The organism is Streptomyces sp. NPDC048417 (assembly GCF_040651615.1).
Taxonomy (GTDB): Bacteria; Actinomycetota; Actinomycetes; order Streptomycetales; family Streptomycetaceae; genus Streptomyces.
On record NZ_JBEZKI010000024.1, the window covers coordinates 101,799 to 117,826 of the forward strand.

Below are 16,028 nucleotides of genomic sequence, written 5' to 3' on the forward strand. Positions count from 1 at the left end.
CTCTCTGCGTACAACGTTCCGAGATGCGTGACGCGACCAGCGACAGGAGGGCGCATGCCCGAGAAATCCAGCGATCCCATGGTGTTCGCTGAAGGACTGCGCAAGCAGTACGGCGCGACCCACGCCCTGCGTGGACTCGATCTCTCCGTGCCGGCCGGCACCGTCTGCGGACTGCTCGGCCCCAACGGAGCTGGAAAGACCACCGCCGTACGGGTACTGACCACGCTCACCGATCCGGACGCGGGAACCGCCCGCGTCGCCGGGTACGACGTGACTCGGCAGACGGCCGAGGTGCGCTTCCACATCGGACTCGCCGGCCAGCACCCCGCCGTCGACGAGAAGCTGACAGGCCGTGAGAACCTCCGGATGTTCGGCCGCCTCTACCACATCGGTGAGCGGGCCGCCCGGCGCCGGGCGGACGAACTCCTGGAGCGGTTCGGTCTGATGGATGCCGCCGACCGCCTGGCCAAGACCTACTCCGGCGGCATGCTGCGCCGGCTGCACCTGATCGCGAGCCTCATCGTCGCCCCGCCCGTACTGTTCCTCGACGAGCCGACCACCGGCCTCGACCCCCGCAGCCGGGGCGAGATCTGGGACGCCGTGCGCGCACTCGTCGACAACGGCACAACGGTCCTGCTCACCACCCAGTACCTCGACGAGGCCGACCGGCTGGCGCACTCGATCGCCGTGGTGAACACCGGGCGGGTCATCGCGACCGGCACCCCCGACGAGCTCAAGGCGGCCATCGGCACCCGGGTCGACGTCGTGGTGACGGAGGCGGGGATCACCACCGCGGCCGAGGTGCTGGCCAGGCTCACCGGCAGCCTGCCCGCCATCGACCGCGAACTGCGCCAGGTCAGCGTCGCCTCGGCCGGGGCCGTCACCCTGCCCCACGTGGTGCGCGCCCTCGACGCGGCAGGTGTCGAGACCGAGGATGTCTCGCTGCGCAAGCCGACCCTCGACGAGGTCTTCCTGAAGCTGACCGGAAAACCGACGACCGACACCGCCGCCCTGACCGATCCGACCGACACCGAGCCCGCCGGGAGGGCGGCCTGATGACCATCGCCACCGACGAGACGACGCCGTCCGGCGTCACGCCCTTCCGCTCGGGCGGGCTGCGCTGGATGCTGCTGGACGGCCTGACCATCGTGCGGCGCAATCTCACCCATCTGCGCCACGCACCCGGCGCGCTGATCGCCACGCTGGTCGTGCCCGTCGTCTTCATCGTGCTGTTCGGGTACGTGTTCGGCAGCGCCATCGCGGTTCCCGGCGGGGGCAACTACCGCGAGTTCCTGATGCCGGGGCTCTTCGTGATGATGTCGATGGGCGGCGTCATGGCGACCACCTCGGCCATCGCCCGCGATTCCAAGCGCGGCATCATGGACCGGTTCCGTTCGATGCCGATGTCCCGGGCCACTGTCCCCTTCGGACAGGCCGGCGCCGACCTCATCGTCGGGCTGCTGGAACTGCTCGTCATGGCGCTGTGCGGACTGGTGGTCGGCTGGCGCGCCCACGGCTCCGTCGGGTCGGCACTGGCCGGGTTCGGGCTGCTCGCCCTCTTCCGATACGCGCTGACCTGGGTCGGCGCCTTCCTGGGACTCATCGTCACAGACGAGGAGACCGCCGACCACATTCTGATCCTCGTCTTCCCGGTGTCCATGATCTCGAACACCTTCGTGCCCACGGCGGGGATGCCGGCCTGGCTCCAGACGATCGCCGACTGGAACCCCGTGAGCGCCGCCGTCGCCGCCTGCCGCGAGCTGTGGCACAACCCGGGTGCCACAGCGGCAGCGGCCGACACCTGGCCGCTGCGACACCCGGTGACGGCTACCCTGGGCTGGTCGCTCCTGCTGATCGCGGTCTTCATGCCTCTGTCGGTACTGCGGCACCAGCGGGCCGGACGCTGAGGCGGCCCGGTCGCGCCCCGGCCGCGGCGAGCGCCGCACGTACCAGCCGCAGCACTGGGGGCCGGTCGGCGAAGAGATGTCCGCCTGGCACCCGGGCCAGCCGGAAGGAGGAGCCGGCGCAGCGGGCCCACTCGGCCATCACCGCGGGCGGCGCGACGGCGTCCCCGCTCCCGGCGACGGCGAGCAGTGGGGCATCGACCACCGCGCCGACGCTCGCGGCGGCCAGCGCCTCCGCGAGCCGCAGGTCGTCGCGGAGCGCCGGCAGCACCCGCTGCGGCCACCGCAGCGCCCGCTCCGGCATGGTGCCGTACGCAACCAGCAGGTCCAGCAGGTCGGCGTCCGGCAGCTCGGCACAGCCCCGCAGCGGGGCGGTGAGATGCGGCGGCACTGCCGCCCCGACCATGACGAGGCCGGGGCGCGGCAGCCCGAGCCGCCGCAGCTCCGCGGCGAGGGCGTGGGCGATCAGCCCGCCCAGACTGTGCCCGTAGAGCACGTACGGGCCCGTGCGCAGCGGCTCCGTGAGCTCCATGAGATGCGCGAGCAGCGGCCCGAGGCCGCTGATCCGGGTCCGGGCCTCCCTGGCCCCGCGCCCGGGCAGGGCGACGGGGACCACCTCGGTATGGTCGCCGAGCGCGGCAGGCCAGCCGGCGAAGACGGAACCGGAGGCGCCGGCGTGCGGGAAGCAGAGCAGACGCGGACGCCGGGTCACACCGTCTCCTCGTCCAGCAGGGCGACGGCTCTGGTCCAGCCCGCGCCCGCCCCCTTGATGCGGACCGGGAAGCAAGCCACCCGGAAACCCGTCGGGGGCAGCCGGTCCAGCTCTGCCAGCCGCTCGATCTGGCAGTACTCGCGCCGCCGGCCGGCGAAGTGCGCGGGCCACAGCACGGAGCGGTCCCCGGTCTCCTGGTACTCGCGGATCATGTGGCCGAAGGGCGCGTCCAGGCTGAAGGCGTCCGTGCCGATCACCCGCACACCCAGATCGAGCAGGTACTCGGTGGCCGGACCGTCGACGCCCGCGAAGTCGGTGAAATAGCGCTGGGTGCCGGTGAACCGGGAGGCGCCCGTGTGCAGCAGCACGATATCGAGCGGCTGCGTGTCATGTCCGGTCCTTTCCAGCTCCGCACGGACGCGGTCGGCGCCGATGGTGCCGATGCCCACGTCCGTCACGTCCAGGACCACGGCCGGCCGCAGGAACCAGTCCAGCGGCATCTGGTCGATGGTGCGCGGCGTGCCGTACGTGCCGACCGAGCCGTAGTGCGACGGCGCGTCCACATGCGTTCCGGTATGACTGGTCAGGGTGAGCGTGTCCAGCGACAGCAGCTCCCCGCCCGGCAGTTCAGCCGGGTCGAACTCCAGACCGAAGTGGAGTTTCATCTCCTCGCTCATGTGCACCGCGCCCTCGGCGGGCGTCATGATCCGGTGGACGATCGGGTCGGGTTCCCAGCCGGTGGCGTCCACCGGCGACGACAGGTCGATGATCCGCACGTGCTTCCCCTTGACGGTTCGATGGGTGCCGCCGGTCCTCCGACGGGGGCAGCACTGTGACAGCACGCGCTCGAGAGGGGATCGAACCACCTGGGCCCGGTGCGGATCGAGGCCGCCGAGAGCGGTGTGCGAGAGAGATTCGACCGTCGTCGCGCACGGTCACGGCGGCAATCGCGGCCCGGAACGGCCGGGTCGTGCCGCAGCCCGAGGCGGAGGGGGAGCGATGAGAGACAGCACCCGGCCGCGGCCGCTCGCGAAGGCGGCCGTACCGAATGCAGGCGTGGAAGGAAGGTCGGCATGAAAGTCCTGGTCACAGGCGCAGCCGGGTTCATCGGCTCCCACTATGTGCGCACCCTGCTGGACGGCGGCTACGCCGGATACGAGCAGGCTCGGGTCACCGTCGTCGACAACCTCACTTACGCCGGCAACCGCGCCAACCTGCCGGCCGCGCATCCTCGGCTGACCTTCGTCCGGGGCGACGTCTGCGACGCCGACCTGCTGGCACAGGTGCTGCCGGGACATGACGCGGTGCTTCACTTCGCGGCCGAGTCCCATGTGGACCGGTCGGTGCTCTCCGCCGCCGAGTTCGTGCGCACCAACGTCGTGGGGACCCAGACCCTGCTGGACGCCTGCCTGCGGGCCGGAGTCGAGCGCGTGGTGCATGTCTCGACGGACGAGGTGTACGGCTCGATCACCGAAGGCGCGTGGACGGAGGAGTGGCCGCTGGCCCCCAACTCGCCCTACGCGGGGTCCAAAGCGGCCTCCGACCTGATGGCCCGCACCTACTGGCGCACCCACGGCCTGGCGGTGTCGATCACCCGGTGCAGCAACAACTACGGCCCCCACCAGCATCCGGAGAAGCTGATTCCGCGGTTTGTCACCCTGCTTCTGCAAGGGCGCCGCCTCCCGTTGTACGGGGACGGCGCCAATGTGCGCGAATGGCTGCATGTGGACGACCACTGCCGCGCCCTGCAGCTGGTGTTGACCGCGGGACGGCCCGGCGAGACGTACAACATCGGTGGCGGCGACGCGCGGACCAACCGGGAGATCACCGAGCGTGTGCTCGCTCTCCTGGGCGCCGACTGGTCCAGTGTCGAGCAGGTCGCCGACCGCAAGGGCCACGACCTGCGCTACGCCCTGGACGACACCAAGATCCGCGAAGAGCTGGGCTTCGTGCCCCGGATCTCTTTCGAGGAGGGGCTGGCGCGAACCGTCACCTGGTACCAGGACCACCCCGACTGGTGGAAGCCGTACACGGAGCCGGAGGGGCACCGATGAGCGAGGACTCGACGGCGGAGCTCGACGTACTCGTCGTCGGAGCCGGACCCGTGGGGCTCGCCGCCGCGCACGAACTGGCGCGGCGCGGTGTCCGGGTGCGGATCGTCGACGCCGCGCGCGGCCCGGCCACCACGAGCAGGGCGCTGGCCACCCATGCGCGGACCTTGGAGGTGTACGACCAGCTCGGCGTCCTGGACGACCTGTTGCCGCAAGGCCGATGCGTCGAGCACTTCACCCTGCATCAGGGCGGACGCCGGCTGATCCGCTTCGACACCGACTACAGCCGGCTGCCCACCCGCTTCCCCTTCACCTTGATGGTCGACCAGGCGATCACCGAGAAGGTGCTGCGCACGGCCCTCGCCGGGCATGGCGTCGAGGTCGAATGGGGCGTGCGCCTGGAGGAGTTCAGCGACCGCGGCGACCTGGTGGAGGCGGAGCTGCGGCACGCGGACGGCCGCGCCGAGACCGTGACACCAGGCTGGCTGGTGGGCTGCGACGGCGGCCACAGCACCGTGCGCAAACAGCTCGGTCTGCCCCTGGTCGGCGACAGCAGCGAGACCTGGCTGATCGCCGACGCGTTCGTCGAGTGCGATCTGCCACGCGACAGCATCCACTGGATGCGTACCCCGGCCGGCACCGTGATGCTGGTGCCCTTCCCCGACACGGACAAATGGCGCCTGCTGGACACGGCCGAGGCGAACTACTCCGACGAGCGGGAGCTGGCCGCCCGGTTCGCCCGCAAGATCGAGGCGGGCAGCGGCCGTCAGGTGCGGGTCCACCCCCCGACATGGGTGTCGGTGTTCACGATCCAGCAGCGGATGATCCCGGCCATGCGGGCCGGCCGCTGTTTCGTGGCCGGAGACGCCGCGCATGTGCACAGCCCGGCCTCCGGCCAGGGCATGAACACCGGTGTCCAGGACGCGGTCAACCTCGGCTGGAAGCTCGCCGACGTCATCCGCGGTCACGCCGACGAGGCCCTGCTGGACTCCTACAGCGCGGAGCGGGTGCCGGTGGGCGCCGCCCTGCTGAAGTCGACGCGGATGGCTACGGTCCTCATCCAGCTGAACAACCGCTGGGCGGCCGCCGCCCTGCGTGGGCTGTTCACCATCGTCCGTTCCGTGCCGCCGCTGAAGTCGAAGATCCAGCGAAAGATCATGGGCGGCATGTCGGCCCTCGATCTGTCCTACGCCGACGGTCCCTTGGCCCTCACCGCCCATGATGGTCTCCAAGCCGGCGACCGGCTGGCCAAGGTCACCGAGGGAATGCTTGCCGAATCCGCCGGCTGGCGAGAGCTGACCGCCGAACTGCGGGGCACCGAGTGGACCCTGCTGGTGTTCACCGCGGCGGGCGAGAGCGCCGAGGGCGAGACGGGGGAATCGCTGCGCTCACTGGCGGACGACCACCGGGGAGCGCTGAGGGTGCGCACCGTCGTACCCGATGCCGATGCCCCGGGCGACTGGCCCGATCCGCTGCGGGATCCGGGCGCACGGCTGTCCGCCGGGCTCGGTACGGCGCCCGGCGGCTGGATCCTGGTCCGGCCCGACGGGTACGTCGCGGCTCGCGGTCCCCGGGTCGCGGACGGCGCCCCGGCAGCCCTGCGGGCCGTCGGACTCCGCGCACCCGGGCACGGCTACCGGCGCTCCTCCTTGCGCAGCCGTTCGTAGTAGGCAAGGCACTCGTCATAACGTGCGAGGACGCCCCGGTCCGCGGCCTGCGCGACCGTGGGCGCCTCGGCGTCCTTGCGGGACAGCAGCGGCCGGCCGGTCAGACCCGTCTGCCAGGGGAGGTCCAGTCCGGGATCGAAGGGGGCGATCTCGAACTGGGTGCCGGGCACGAACTCCGTCGAGCACAGGTAGCTGATGCAGGTGTCATCGGCGAGCGCCACGAACCCGTGCACCAGTCCCTCCGCGACGTACACCGCCGTGCCGTCCCTGGCGTCCAGGACGGTGGTGTCGTACGCCCCGAACGTGGGTGATCCCAGCCTCAGGTCCACCACGATGTCCAGCACCCGGCCACGGACGCAGCTGACGAACTTGGCCTGCCCGGGCGGCAGGGCCACACCGTGGATCCCGCGCAGCGTGTTGCGCGCCGACACCGAGTAGTTGACCTGGCGAGGCCGGAAGACGTGGCCGGTGCTGTCGGCGAGTTCCGAGTACTTGTACGACTCGTGGAAGCTGCCACGTTCGTCGCGGATCAGCCGTGGCGTCAGACGGTAGGCGTCGAGCACGGCCATCTCTTCTATCCCCATGGCCGTCGGACTGTAGGGGTGCCCGCTCGAATGCCGGTAGCGCCCCGCCTTTCGCCGTCGGTCCACCCGTTCTCAAGCTGGCTCGACCACGATGCCTGCACGTTCACACCTGAGCCAGAGATCCGGCCATGGGCGCACTGGAGGTGCGGAGAGTGTCGCGGTACGAACGGCCCTCGGTTGTCGTTCTGGGCGCTGGCGGGTTTCTGGGCGGTCATGTCTGCGAGGCGTTCACGGCCGCGGACGCGGACGTCCTCGGCATCGTCCGTTCGAGCACGGACGGATCGGCGGCGGTCCCCTTCGTCCGCCTCGACGTCGGCCGCGCCCCTTACGGGCAGCTGGCCGATCTTCTGCGGTCCCGGGCCGCCGACGTGGTGGTCAACGCGGCGGGCGCAGTCTGGCACGTCAACGAGGACGAACTCCGCCACAGCAACGTCGTGCTGCCGCGGCGACTGCTGGAGGTCCTGTGCTCACTGGAGCGCCGGCCGCGGCTGGTCCATCTCGGCTCCGTCCAGGAGTACGGTCCGGGCGTCGCCGGTGTCGCGCTGCGCGAGGACTGCCCGCCCACCCCGGTCAACGCCTACGGGCGCTCCAAACTGCTCGCCACCGAGGCCGTGCTGCGCGCGACCGAGGAGGGCTGGCTGGACGGCGTCGTGCTGCGGGTCGCCAATGTCTGCGGGCCGCGCGCACCGCGCGGCAGCCTGCTCGGCATGATCGCGGCGCATCTCGCGCTGGTAGCCCGCAGGGCGCCCGGCGAACCGCCCGTCCCGCCGCTGCGGCTCTCCCCTCTCCGCGCGCGGCGGGACTTCATCGACGTACGCGATGTGGCGGACGCGGTCGTCGCGGCGGCCCGCGCCGGCTTCGGGCCGGTGCCGCCTCGCGAGCGGCTGCTGAACATCGGACGCGGCGAGGCGTCCGGTGTCCGCGCGGTCGTCGCCCGGCTCATCGAGCTGAGCGGACTCGACGCGTCGGTGATCGAAGAAGACGAGGAGCTGGTCAGCCGCGCAGACACCGAATGGCACAAGGTCGACATCGGTCTGGCCCGCCGGCTTCTGCGCTGGCAGCCGCGCCGCCCGCTCGAACAGTCGCTGCGGGACCTTCTGGTGACTCCCCCCTGACACATCGACGACGCCCCGACCAAGGAAGAGGTTGCAGATGAACGAACACAAGACGCTGGTCCTGGAGGAGGTCAGAAAGTACCACCAGGACCAGCAGGACGACTCCGGGTTCGTGCCTGGTGTCACCGAGATCTGGCCGTCCGGCGCGGTACTGGACGAGGACGACCGGGTGGCGCTGGTCGAGGCGGCCCTCGACCTTCGGATCGCGGCCGGCACCAGCTCACGCCGGTTCGAGTCGGCGTTCGCGCGGCGGCTGGGCCGGCGCAAGGCGCATCTGACCAACTCGGGCTCATCGGCCAACCTGCTGGCGCTCTCCGCGCTGCTGTCGCCCCTGCTGAAAGACGTGCGGCTGCGTCCCGGCGACGAGGTGATCACGGTGGCCGCGGGATTCCCCACCACCGTCAACCCCATTCTGCAGAACGGGCTGGTGCCGGTCTTCGTCGACGTCGACCTGAAGACGTACAACACCACCGCCGCCCGGGTCGAAGCGGCGATCGGGCCGCGGACCCGTGCCGTGATCATCGCGCACGCGCTCGGCAACCCCTTCGAGGTCACCGAGATCGCCGCCCTGTGCGAGCAGCACGACCTGTTCCTCATCGAGGACAACTGCGACGCGGTGGGCTCCACCTACGACGGGCGGCTGACCGGAACCTTCGGCGATCTGACCACCGTCAGTTTCTACCCGGCGCACCATCTGACCATGGGCGAGGGCGGCTGCGTCCTCACCTCCGACCTGGGGCTCGCCCGGATCGTGGAGTCGATGCGCGACTGGGGCCGGGACTGCTGGTGCGAGCCGGGCGAGAGCAACAAGTGCCTGAAACGCTTCGACTACCAGATGGGCACGCTGCCGGCCGGCTACGACCACAAGTACATCTTCTCGCACGTCGGTTACAACCTAAAGGCCACCGACCTCCAAGCCGCCCTCGGCCTGACCCAACTGACCAAGCTGGACTCCTTCATCGCCGCCAGGCGAGCCAACTGGCAGCGTCTGCGCGCCGCGCTGGACGACCTCCCCTGGCTGATCCTGCCCGAGGCGACCGAGCGCAGCGAACCGAGCTGGTTCGGCTTCGTGATCACGGTCGATCCCGGGGCGCCGTTCAGCCGTGCGGAACTGGTGACCTTCCTGGAGGACCGGCGCATCGGCACCAGACGGCTGTTCGCCGGAAACCTGACCCGCCATCCGGCCTACCACGGCACACCGCACCGGGTCGTCGGCGACCTGGTCAACAGCGACATCATCACCGAGCAGAGTTTCTGGGTCGGCGTCTATCCGGGACTGGACGACGAAATGATCGACTACATGGCCGACTCTGTCCGGGAGTTCGTCACGGCGAAGGGCGGCCGGGCATGACAGCCATGGACACCGGGCCGCAGGTGCTACGGTCCCGCGAGGACACCGACCCCGGTGTGCGCTTCGCCCGCTCCGCCGCTCTGCCCTCGGGCGAGTGGACGCGCACCGAGGACATCGCCGGCTGGCTCGCCGAGAGCGCCAGCATCGGCCGCTTCCGGGTCGAGCAGATACCGTTCGCCGACCTGGACGGCTGGCACTTCACGCCGGACACCGGAAACCTGGTGCACCACACGGGCCGGTTCTTCAGCGTCGAGGGCCTGCGGGCGACCGCCGACGAGGGGCCCTACCGTGCGTGGAGCCAGCCCATCATCCGGCAGCCCGAGGTGGGCATCCTCGGCATCCTGGCCAAGGAGTTCGACGGCGTTCTGCACTTCATGATGCAGTCCAAGATGGAGCCCGGCAACCCCAACCTCTTCCAGCTGTCCCCGACGGTGCAGGCCACCCGCAGCAACTACACACGGGCCCACGCGGGATCGGCCGTCCCCTATGTCGAGTACTTCACCGGGGAGCGCCCGGTGCGGGTCCTGGTCGATGTGCTGCAGTCGGAGCACGGCTCATGGTTCTTCCGCAAGAGCAACCGCAATGTGATCGTCGAGACGGCCGACGACATCGAACCCGCGGAAGGCTTCCGCTGGCTGACCCTCGGCCAGCTGTACCGGCTGCTGTACGAGGACAACCTCGTGAACATGGACACCCGTACGGTTCTCGCCTGTCTGCCCCCGCACGGGCGCAGCCCGGAGCAGGCGGCGGACGCCTTCGGCACGGCCTTGGAACGGTCGCGTGATCCGCACTCCGCCGCGCTGCACACCGACGTCGAACTCCTGTCGTGGTTCACCGACCAGCGCGCCCGCCGTGCGATGCGCGCCGAACTCGTCCCGCTCGACGGCCTGCCCGGCTGGACCCGCTCCGAGACGGAGATCAGCCATGACGAGGGACGCTTCTTCGACGTCGTGGCGGTCGGCGTGGAGGCGAGCAACCGTGAGGTACGCGGCTGGAGCCAGCCCCTGATCCGGCCGCGCAGCCGAGGTGTGGCGGCCTTCCTGGCCCGCTCCGTCGGGGGCGTGCTGCATGTTCTGATGCACGCCAAGCCCGAGGGCGGTTTCGCCGACACGGTGGAGTTGGGGCCCACCGTCCAGTGTGCGCCGGACAACCACCGGGGCTCGGGCTCGCAACACGACCCCTTTCTCGACCTGGTACTCACCGCTCCCGCCGGGAGCATCCGGTACGACGCCGTCCACTCCGAGGAGGGCGGCCGCTTCCTCGACGCGGAGATCCGCTACCTGGTCGTAGAGGTCGACGAGTCCGCCCTCCCCACCACCCCTCCCACGGACCATCGCTGGATGACACTCAGTCAGCTTGCTTCGTTGCTCCGCCACGGCAACTACCTCAACGTGCAGGCCCGCACACTGGTGGCCTGCCTGAACGCGCGGGGATGGGTCACCGATGCCTGACACGCCCGTGCGCATCGGCGTCCTGGGGGCCGCCTCCATCGCCCGCCGTCGCATGCTGCCGGCCTTCGCGGCACACCCCGCCACCGAAGTGGTCGCGATCGCCAGCCGCACGCCCGACAGGGCCGCCGAGCTCACGGCCCGATACGGCGGCACACCCTTCTCCCGCTACGAGGACGTGCTGCGCCCGGACAACGGCGTCGACGCCGTCTACGTCCCGCTGCCCATAGCCCTGCACGCCCACTGGACCGAACGGGCGTTGCTGTCCGACAAACACGTCCTCGCCGAGAAGCCGCTGACCGACGACCCGGCCAAGGCGGTCGAGTTGGTGCGTCTCGCACGAGACCGGGGCCTGGCGCTGATGGAGAACGTCCTGTTCCTTCAGCACAGCCAGCACGCCGCGGCGGCTCGGCTGCTGGGTGAGGGCGTGATCGGGGAACTGCGTGCGTTCTCCGCCGCGTTCGCCATCCCGCCAACTCCCGAGACGGACATCCGCCACCGGCCCGAACTCGGGGGCGGCGCGTTGTTGGACGTCGGCTACTACCCGGTCCGGGCGGCGATGCACTTGGTGGGGCCCGAGCTGGAGGTGGTGGGCGCCATGACACGGACATGCCCCGAGCGATTGGTGGACACGGCGGGCGGCGCGCTCCTGCGACGGGTCCTGGACGGCGTCCCGGTCCAGCTCACCTGGGGCATGGAGCACTTCTACCGATCCTGCTACGAGTACTGGGGAAGCCGGGGCCGCATCTTTGTCGAACCGGCCTTCACTCCGGGCCCCGATCATGTGCCACGCTTGCGGATTGTCGCCGATACCGGGGCGAGGGAGATCGTGCTGGAGCCGGATGACCAGGTGGCGGCTACGGTGGAGGTATTCGTCCAGGCGGTTCGCGCCGACGGTGTCCGCGCCGACGTCGCCGAGGCGACTGTCCTCCAGGCGCGGCTGCTGGACGAGATTCGCTTCCGGGCAGGGGATGTCACTGCGGACGGTGTGCGGTGACAGTTCAGGGAGCCCGCCCTGCAGAGTGGGTCGCGTCCATAAACATTCACGCCGAACGGGGTACGACGAACCCGGAAGGGATTGCTGGGCGGGGCCGGCAGATCAGCAAGGGTGCTCCGTCGACTCTGGGCCAACCAGTGGTGGTGGCGCGCGCGAGTCCACGCTTTCTGGTCCAGTCCGAGGTGTGTGGCGGTGGCGGTCGGGTCCTCGGCGTCGGGCTGGGCGATGGGAAAGACGCCGGTTGCGTGTACCTGGAGTTCCAGGCCGTGCAGTCCGCGGGCTCCGGCGACGGCTGTGATCCCGCTGTACAGAATCAGTTCGGCGAGGGCGATCAGGTCGGCCACGGCCAGTAGGTCGACGGCGCGATCTCCTTGGGGCGGCGTGGCCAGTGCCTCCTGCAGGAGCGAGGTGTTCCAGACGTGGTTCGGCCTCACGGAGTTGGGTCTGCAGGGTGTCGATCTGGGTGCGGAGATCGTCGGCCAGGGCCCGGGCTGCGTCTTCCTGAAGGTCGAGTGCCTGGAGGAGAGGGTTCAGGTTCACGCGCCGGCCACCCGCGGATCGCGCCAGGTGGGCGTGTTCGTGTCGGTGAGCCGGCGGGCTATCTCGTGGGTCATGGCCCAGTAGACGCGTGAGGCGGAGGAGATCGGGCGGTGTTCGTAGTCGCGGACCAGCCGCCGGTGCAGTATCAAGATCCCGAATGTCTGCTCCACCCGCCACCGTTTGGGCTGCGGAACGAATCCCTGCTCCTCAGGGTTCCGCTGGACGATCTCGACGTCTATACCGAGGGCGGCCCGTGCGTGATGACCTGGTTTTTGAAACCCTGGTCGACCAGGGTTTTGCTGACGGAACCGCCGGCCGCGACGGCGACCTAGTCGAGCAGAGTGATGCCGGCGGCGTTGTCGTGGACGCTCGCGATCAGCACGGTGATGGCGATGACCAGGCCGAGGGCGTCCACGGCCAGTCCCCGCTTGCGACCCGGTACCCGTTTCGCGGCGTCTTTGCCCGTCGTGGCCGCGGGGACCCCGGTGGCCGCCCGGACACTCTGGGTGTCCAGGATCAGCAGGGAGGACGTCAACGCCTCGCGGGCCTTCTTCGACATCAAGAAGCTGACCGCGTTCAACGGCGAGTACATCCGCGCCCTGCCACTGGAGAAGTTCGTTGAGGCCTGCGAGTTGTGGTTGCGCGCCCCGTACGCCACCTGGGCACCCGAGGACTTCGACCAGGCCGCGTGGGAAGCGATTGCCCCCTACGCCCAGACCCGTGTGGCTGTCCTGTCGGACATCACGGCCAACGTCGACTTCCTGTTCCTGAAGGAGCCGGTGGAGGACGAGGCGTCCTGGGCAAGGCGATGAAGGGCGACGCGTTGGCTCTCCTGAGCACGGCCCGCGCCAAGCTGGAGACGGCCGACTGGACCAGCCCCGAGTCCCTCAAGGAGGCGGTCCTGGCCGCCGGCGAGGAGCACGGCCTGAAGTTGGGCAAGGCCCAGGCACCCGTGCGCGTCGCGGTCACGGGCCGCACGGTCGGTCTGCCTCTCTTCGAGTCCCTGGAAGTCCTCGGCAAGCACCGCACCCTCGCGCGGATCGACGGGGCGCTGGCCAAGCTCACCGGCTGATCAGTTCGTGATCACGGTCCCGTTGCCTCACCCTAGGAGACGGGACCAGGCGTCACGGAAGCATGTCATGTCGAAGCGGATCAGGTTCTGTTACACCGGCTTGGACTCTTCTGGCTGCCGGGGTCCGTGCCCGGCAGGAGGGCGGCTGACAGGGGTCTTTCAACGAGATCCCCATGCCGGGGGATCAGGGCACCCTCTCCAGGTACTCCTGGAGACCTTCAGTTTTTGAAAATCTCCCGGACTAGCTGGCGTGGTAGGCTTCTTCGGCTGACTCGGTCGTTGGCAGGAGCGTGGGGCCAGCGAGGTCGGCCGGGATGTTGAGTCCTGCCAGCAGTTCGACGATCTTGTCGATGTTGGTCAGCCGTCTTCCGCCGGACTCCAGCATGGACAGGAATGCCTGGCTCAATCCCGTGAGGTCGGCCATGTCGCTCTGGCGCAATCCGCTCGCGATGCGTACGAGATGACATAACTGGCCGAAATCCCGCGCGAAGAGTGCCGCCTGAATGTCGGCGCGATTCCACACCTCGGCTGGCACAGTTGGTACGACTCGGGGCTTGCTCAGTGCGTTGCGGGCACAACTACCGCAGTAGGAGTCTTCGTTGTAGCGGCTGAGAATGCACTGGCAGCGGCGGCAGCGCCGGACGGAGCGTCCGCTGCGTCCCGTGTACGAGTTGTGGTTGCGTAAGTCGATCCCCTCCCAGACGTCGGCTTCACGGTCTTCGCTTCTTTCGCTGGCGGAGGCGGGCAGGACCTGTATCTCCTCGGACAGGGCGAACAGCTGGTGAGTCCGTCGGTCAGCGGTCATCGCAGGGCCCCCTCCGGAAGTCAGGGGCCAACTCCGCCCAAACGACCCAGCGGTTTCCGGCTTGTCGGGCCACGCCACAGCGTTGGGTCAATGTCTGCAGGAGCTGCGATCCGAACTCGTCCTGCAGAGCGGGCCTTTCAGAAGCCGGTTGGTATGAGCCGTCAGCATCGTCGTGAACTTCCAGCCGGAGGCCGTCGCTGGTGTGTATATACCGGGACTCGATCTCTCTGCCCGGTGGTACTCGAACGTGACGTACGACGTCGCTGAAGATCTCCGAAAGCACGAGTACGGCCGTGTCCTCCATGTGGGACAGACCCCACGCATGTAGCGCACGGCGTAGTTCGTTGCGGGCCAAGCCGCCGCACCGCGGGTGGCCACTCCAGCGCAGCACCACCGCGTCGTCGATGCCGTCGGATCCAGTTCTGTCGTCCAGTCGGCGGACAGACACCCTGTTGCCTCCCGTTCAGGCGACGCTCGGTGGTGAAGACCGTAAGCGTCCACGCGGGAGTGGACCCGGAGAAATATTCCGGGTCCCTCGGTGTGGCTGAACTGGGCCGCTACTTGATGGCCCCAAGACTCAAGGCAAGATCCTGAACGTCCCGGCGACGCGAGAGCTTGTGCAGCCGGCGCGCCAACTCGCGAGCGAACTCGTGGGCCCGCAGCTGCTCGGGCGCGATACGGAAGGCGCGCTTCAGTTCCTCGACGGCATCGTCGATGCGTCCGGCTTCGGCATACGCGCGGGCCACGTCGAGCCGGGCCCGGGCCCGCCGTTCCACAGGAAGCCCGGTGGTCCGGATGTGTGGGGCCATGTCCACGGCCAGCTGGACATCCTCGAACTCAAGGGCGAGCGCCAATCGATGGATCTCGACGTTGGTGGGGCCGAAGGAGGTCCACAGCTCGTTGCGGTCGCTGCCGAGCCGCTGCGCTGCCTCGTGCGCCTTGCCCATCATGTGATCGGCCAGCGCCCGGTTTCTCATCCTTGCCGCGGCGACCGCGCCGTTGAGGAAGAGGGTCCCGTACAGGGAGAGTGCGGACGGGGCGGATGACCACCACCCGCGTTCGAGGCCGTCGGCCGCGTCGAGCGTGACGTTCACCGCCTCCGCCGGCATTCCGGCTCCGAGCTGCACGTGCGCGATGCCCCGTCGGAGAGCGAGCACGATGGATGGATCTCCCGACTCCACCGCCGCCATGTCGCCTTGGTCCACTGCGGTCCACGCGAGATTGGTCTCCCCCAACTTCCGCAGGAGTACCGCCGCCACGTGACACGTCAACGCGAACAGCCGTAGCGACTCGGATCTCTCACGACCGGACGACCGCTCCCGCGTCGCCAAACGGGCATCTGCGAGGAGTCCGGGCACTCGCTCCGCCAGCTTCGCGAACCGCCCGTTCTGGTAGAGCTCCCAGGCCTCGTTGACCTCCAGGCGCAGGCGTTCCAGGCGAACCGACTCACGGTCGTCGTAGAGCGAGCCCGCCAGGTGGCGCGACTGCATCAGCGCCGCCCGGATCGCCGGCACGCTGCCTGTGTCGCGTTCACGGTCTTCCAGCAACCTGGGCGCGCCCTGAAGGTCCTCCAGGTGCACACGCAGTGCCTGGGCCAGGTCCGCCAGCATCTTCACGTTGTTGACCGGGATACGCCCGGACTCAATCCGGTACATCCAGTCCTCGGAACGCCCCAGGAGCTGACCGAGCTGCCGCTGGCTCAGCCCGCGGCGCTGCCGGTAGAACCGCACACGCTTGCCGAAGGGTAGATGATCGGTCATGCCTCGCATGGGCTCGCTCCCG

General features: G+C 69.5%; 13 protein-coding genes and 2 pseudogenes. 9 read left to right on the plus strand and 6 right to left on the minus strand.

The genetic code is table 11. The annotated features are described in order from the left end of the window. The first annotated feature begins 54 nt into the window (after nucleotides 1-54). Both AB0D59_RS33610 and AB0D59_RS33615 read left to right on the plus strand, forming a co-directional pair. A complete protein-coding gene (locus AB0D59_RS33610) occupies nucleotides 55-1,056 on the plus strand; it encodes an ATP-binding cassette domain-containing protein (protein WP_362573690.1) in 1,002 nt (333 codons plus the stop codon). Further along, a complete protein-coding gene (locus AB0D59_RS33615) occupies nucleotides 1,056-1,907 on the plus strand; it encodes an ABC transporter permease (RefSeq protein WP_362573693.1) in 852 nt (283 codons plus the stop codon). Before AB0D59_RS33610 ends, AB0D59_RS33615 begins: the two co-directional genes overlap by 1 nt. Here AB0D59_RS33615 and AB0D59_RS33620 read toward each other — a convergent pair. After that, nucleotides 1,864-2,616 carry an alpha/beta fold hydrolase gene (locus AB0D59_RS33620; protein ID WP_362573696.1) on the minus strand — a complete coding sequence of 251 codons (753 nt, stop codon included), beginning with the start codon at nucleotides 2,614-2,616 and terminating at the stop codon, nucleotides 1,864-1,866. The two genes, AB0D59_RS33615 and AB0D59_RS33620, sit on opposite strands and share 44 nt — an antisense overlap. Beyond that, nucleotides 2,613-3,392 (minus strand): cyclase family protein, encoded by a 780-nt coding sequence (locus tag AB0D59_RS33625; protein WP_362573699.1) that lies wholly within the window; start codon nucleotides 3,390-3,392, stop codon nucleotides 2,613-2,615. Before AB0D59_RS33625 ends, AB0D59_RS33620 begins: the two co-directional genes overlap by 4 nt. A gap of 297 nt (nucleotides 3,393-3,689) precedes the next feature. Here AB0D59_RS33625 and rfbB point away from each other — a divergent pair, with 297 nt between their 5' ends. Beyond that, nucleotides 3,690-4,670, plus strand: coding sequence for a dTDP-glucose 4,6-dehydratase (gene rfbB / locus AB0D59_RS33630; RefSeq protein ID WP_362573702.1), 981 nt, complete (start codon nucleotides 3,690-3,692; stop codon nucleotides 4,668-4,670). Next, nucleotides 4,667-6,334, plus strand: coding sequence for an FAD-dependent oxidoreductase (locus AB0D59_RS33635; protein ID WP_362573705.1), 1,668 nt, complete (start codon nucleotides 4,667-4,669; stop codon nucleotides 6,332-6,334). Before rfbB ends, AB0D59_RS33635 begins: the two co-directional genes overlap by 4 nt. On the opposite strand, the gene AB0D59_RS33640 is transcribed toward AB0D59_RS33635, so the two are convergent. After that, entirely contained in the window at nucleotides 6,301-6,918 is a 618-nt protein-coding gene (locus AB0D59_RS33640) for a dTDP-4-dehydrorhamnose 3,5-epimerase family protein (RefSeq protein ID WP_362573708.1), read from the minus strand. The genes AB0D59_RS33635 and AB0D59_RS33640 overlap by 34 nt on opposite strands. A 152-nt stretch (nucleotides 6,919-7,070) precedes the next feature. Here AB0D59_RS33640 and AB0D59_RS33645 point away from each other — a divergent pair, with 152 nt between their 5' ends. Genes AB0D59_RS33645 through AB0D59_RS33660 form a run of 4 tightly spaced genes read left to right on the plus strand, consistent with a single transcriptional unit; the run spans nucleotide 7,071 to nucleotide 11,829 of the window. Beyond that, the gene (locus AB0D59_RS33645) at nucleotides 7,071-8,033 is read left to right on the plus strand and encodes an NAD(P)-dependent oxidoreductase (RefSeq protein WP_362573711.1); all 963 of its coding nucleotides are present in this window, start codon (nucleotides 7,071-7,073) and stop codon (nucleotides 8,031-8,033) included. A gap of 37 nt (nucleotides 8,034-8,070) precedes the next feature. Beyond that, nucleotides 8,071-9,384, plus strand: coding sequence for a lipopolysaccharide biosynthesis protein RfbH (gene rfbH, locus AB0D59_RS33650; RefSeq protein ID WP_362573714.1), 1,314 nt, complete (start codon nucleotides 8,071-8,073; stop codon nucleotides 9,382-9,384). A gap of 5 nt (nucleotides 9,385-9,389) precedes the next feature. After that, on the plus strand, nucleotides 9,390-10,835 hold the full coding sequence (locus AB0D59_RS33655; protein WP_362573925.1) for an NDP-hexose 2,3-dehydratase family protein: 1,446 nt from the start codon (nucleotides 9,390-9,392) through the stop codon (nucleotides 10,833-10,835). Further along, the gene (locus AB0D59_RS33660; RefSeq protein WP_362573717.1) at nucleotides 10,828-11,829 is read left to right on the plus strand and encodes a Gfo/Idh/MocA family oxidoreductase; all 1,002 of its coding nucleotides are present in this window, start codon (nucleotides 10,828-10,830) and stop codon (nucleotides 11,827-11,829) included. The genes AB0D59_RS33655 and AB0D59_RS33660 overlap by 8 nt, the downstream gene beginning before the upstream one ends. 536 nt (nucleotides 11,830-12,365) lie before the next feature. On the opposite strand, the pseudogene AB0D59_RS33665 reads toward AB0D59_RS33660, so the two are convergent. Beyond that, nucleotides 12,366-12,895, minus strand: a pseudogene (locus AB0D59_RS33665) (transposase); the annotation flags it as partial. Nucleotide 12,896: 1 nt separating this feature from the next. On the opposite strand from AB0D59_RS33665, the pseudogene AB0D59_RS33670 reads away from it, so the two are divergent. Further along, nucleotides 12,897-13,441: pseudogene (locus AB0D59_RS33670) on the plus strand (glutamate--tRNA ligase); the annotation flags it as partial. A 241-nt stretch (nucleotides 13,442-13,682) separates the two neighbouring features. Here AB0D59_RS33670 and AB0D59_RS33675 read toward each other — a convergent pair. Next, the gene (locus tag AB0D59_RS33675) at nucleotides 13,683-14,246 is read right to left on the minus strand and encodes a helix-turn-helix transcriptional regulator (RefSeq protein WP_362573720.1); all 564 of its coding nucleotides are present in this window, start codon (nucleotides 14,244-14,246) and stop codon (nucleotides 13,683-13,685) included. Between the two features lie 557 nt (nucleotides 14,247-14,803). Then, the gene (locus tag AB0D59_RS33680; RefSeq protein WP_362573723.1) at nucleotides 14,804-16,015 is read right to left on the minus strand and encodes a helix-turn-helix transcriptional regulator; all 1,212 of its coding nucleotides are present in this window, start codon (nucleotides 16,013-16,015) and stop codon (nucleotides 14,804-14,806) included. Nucleotides 16,016-16,028 lie beyond the last annotated feature (13 nt).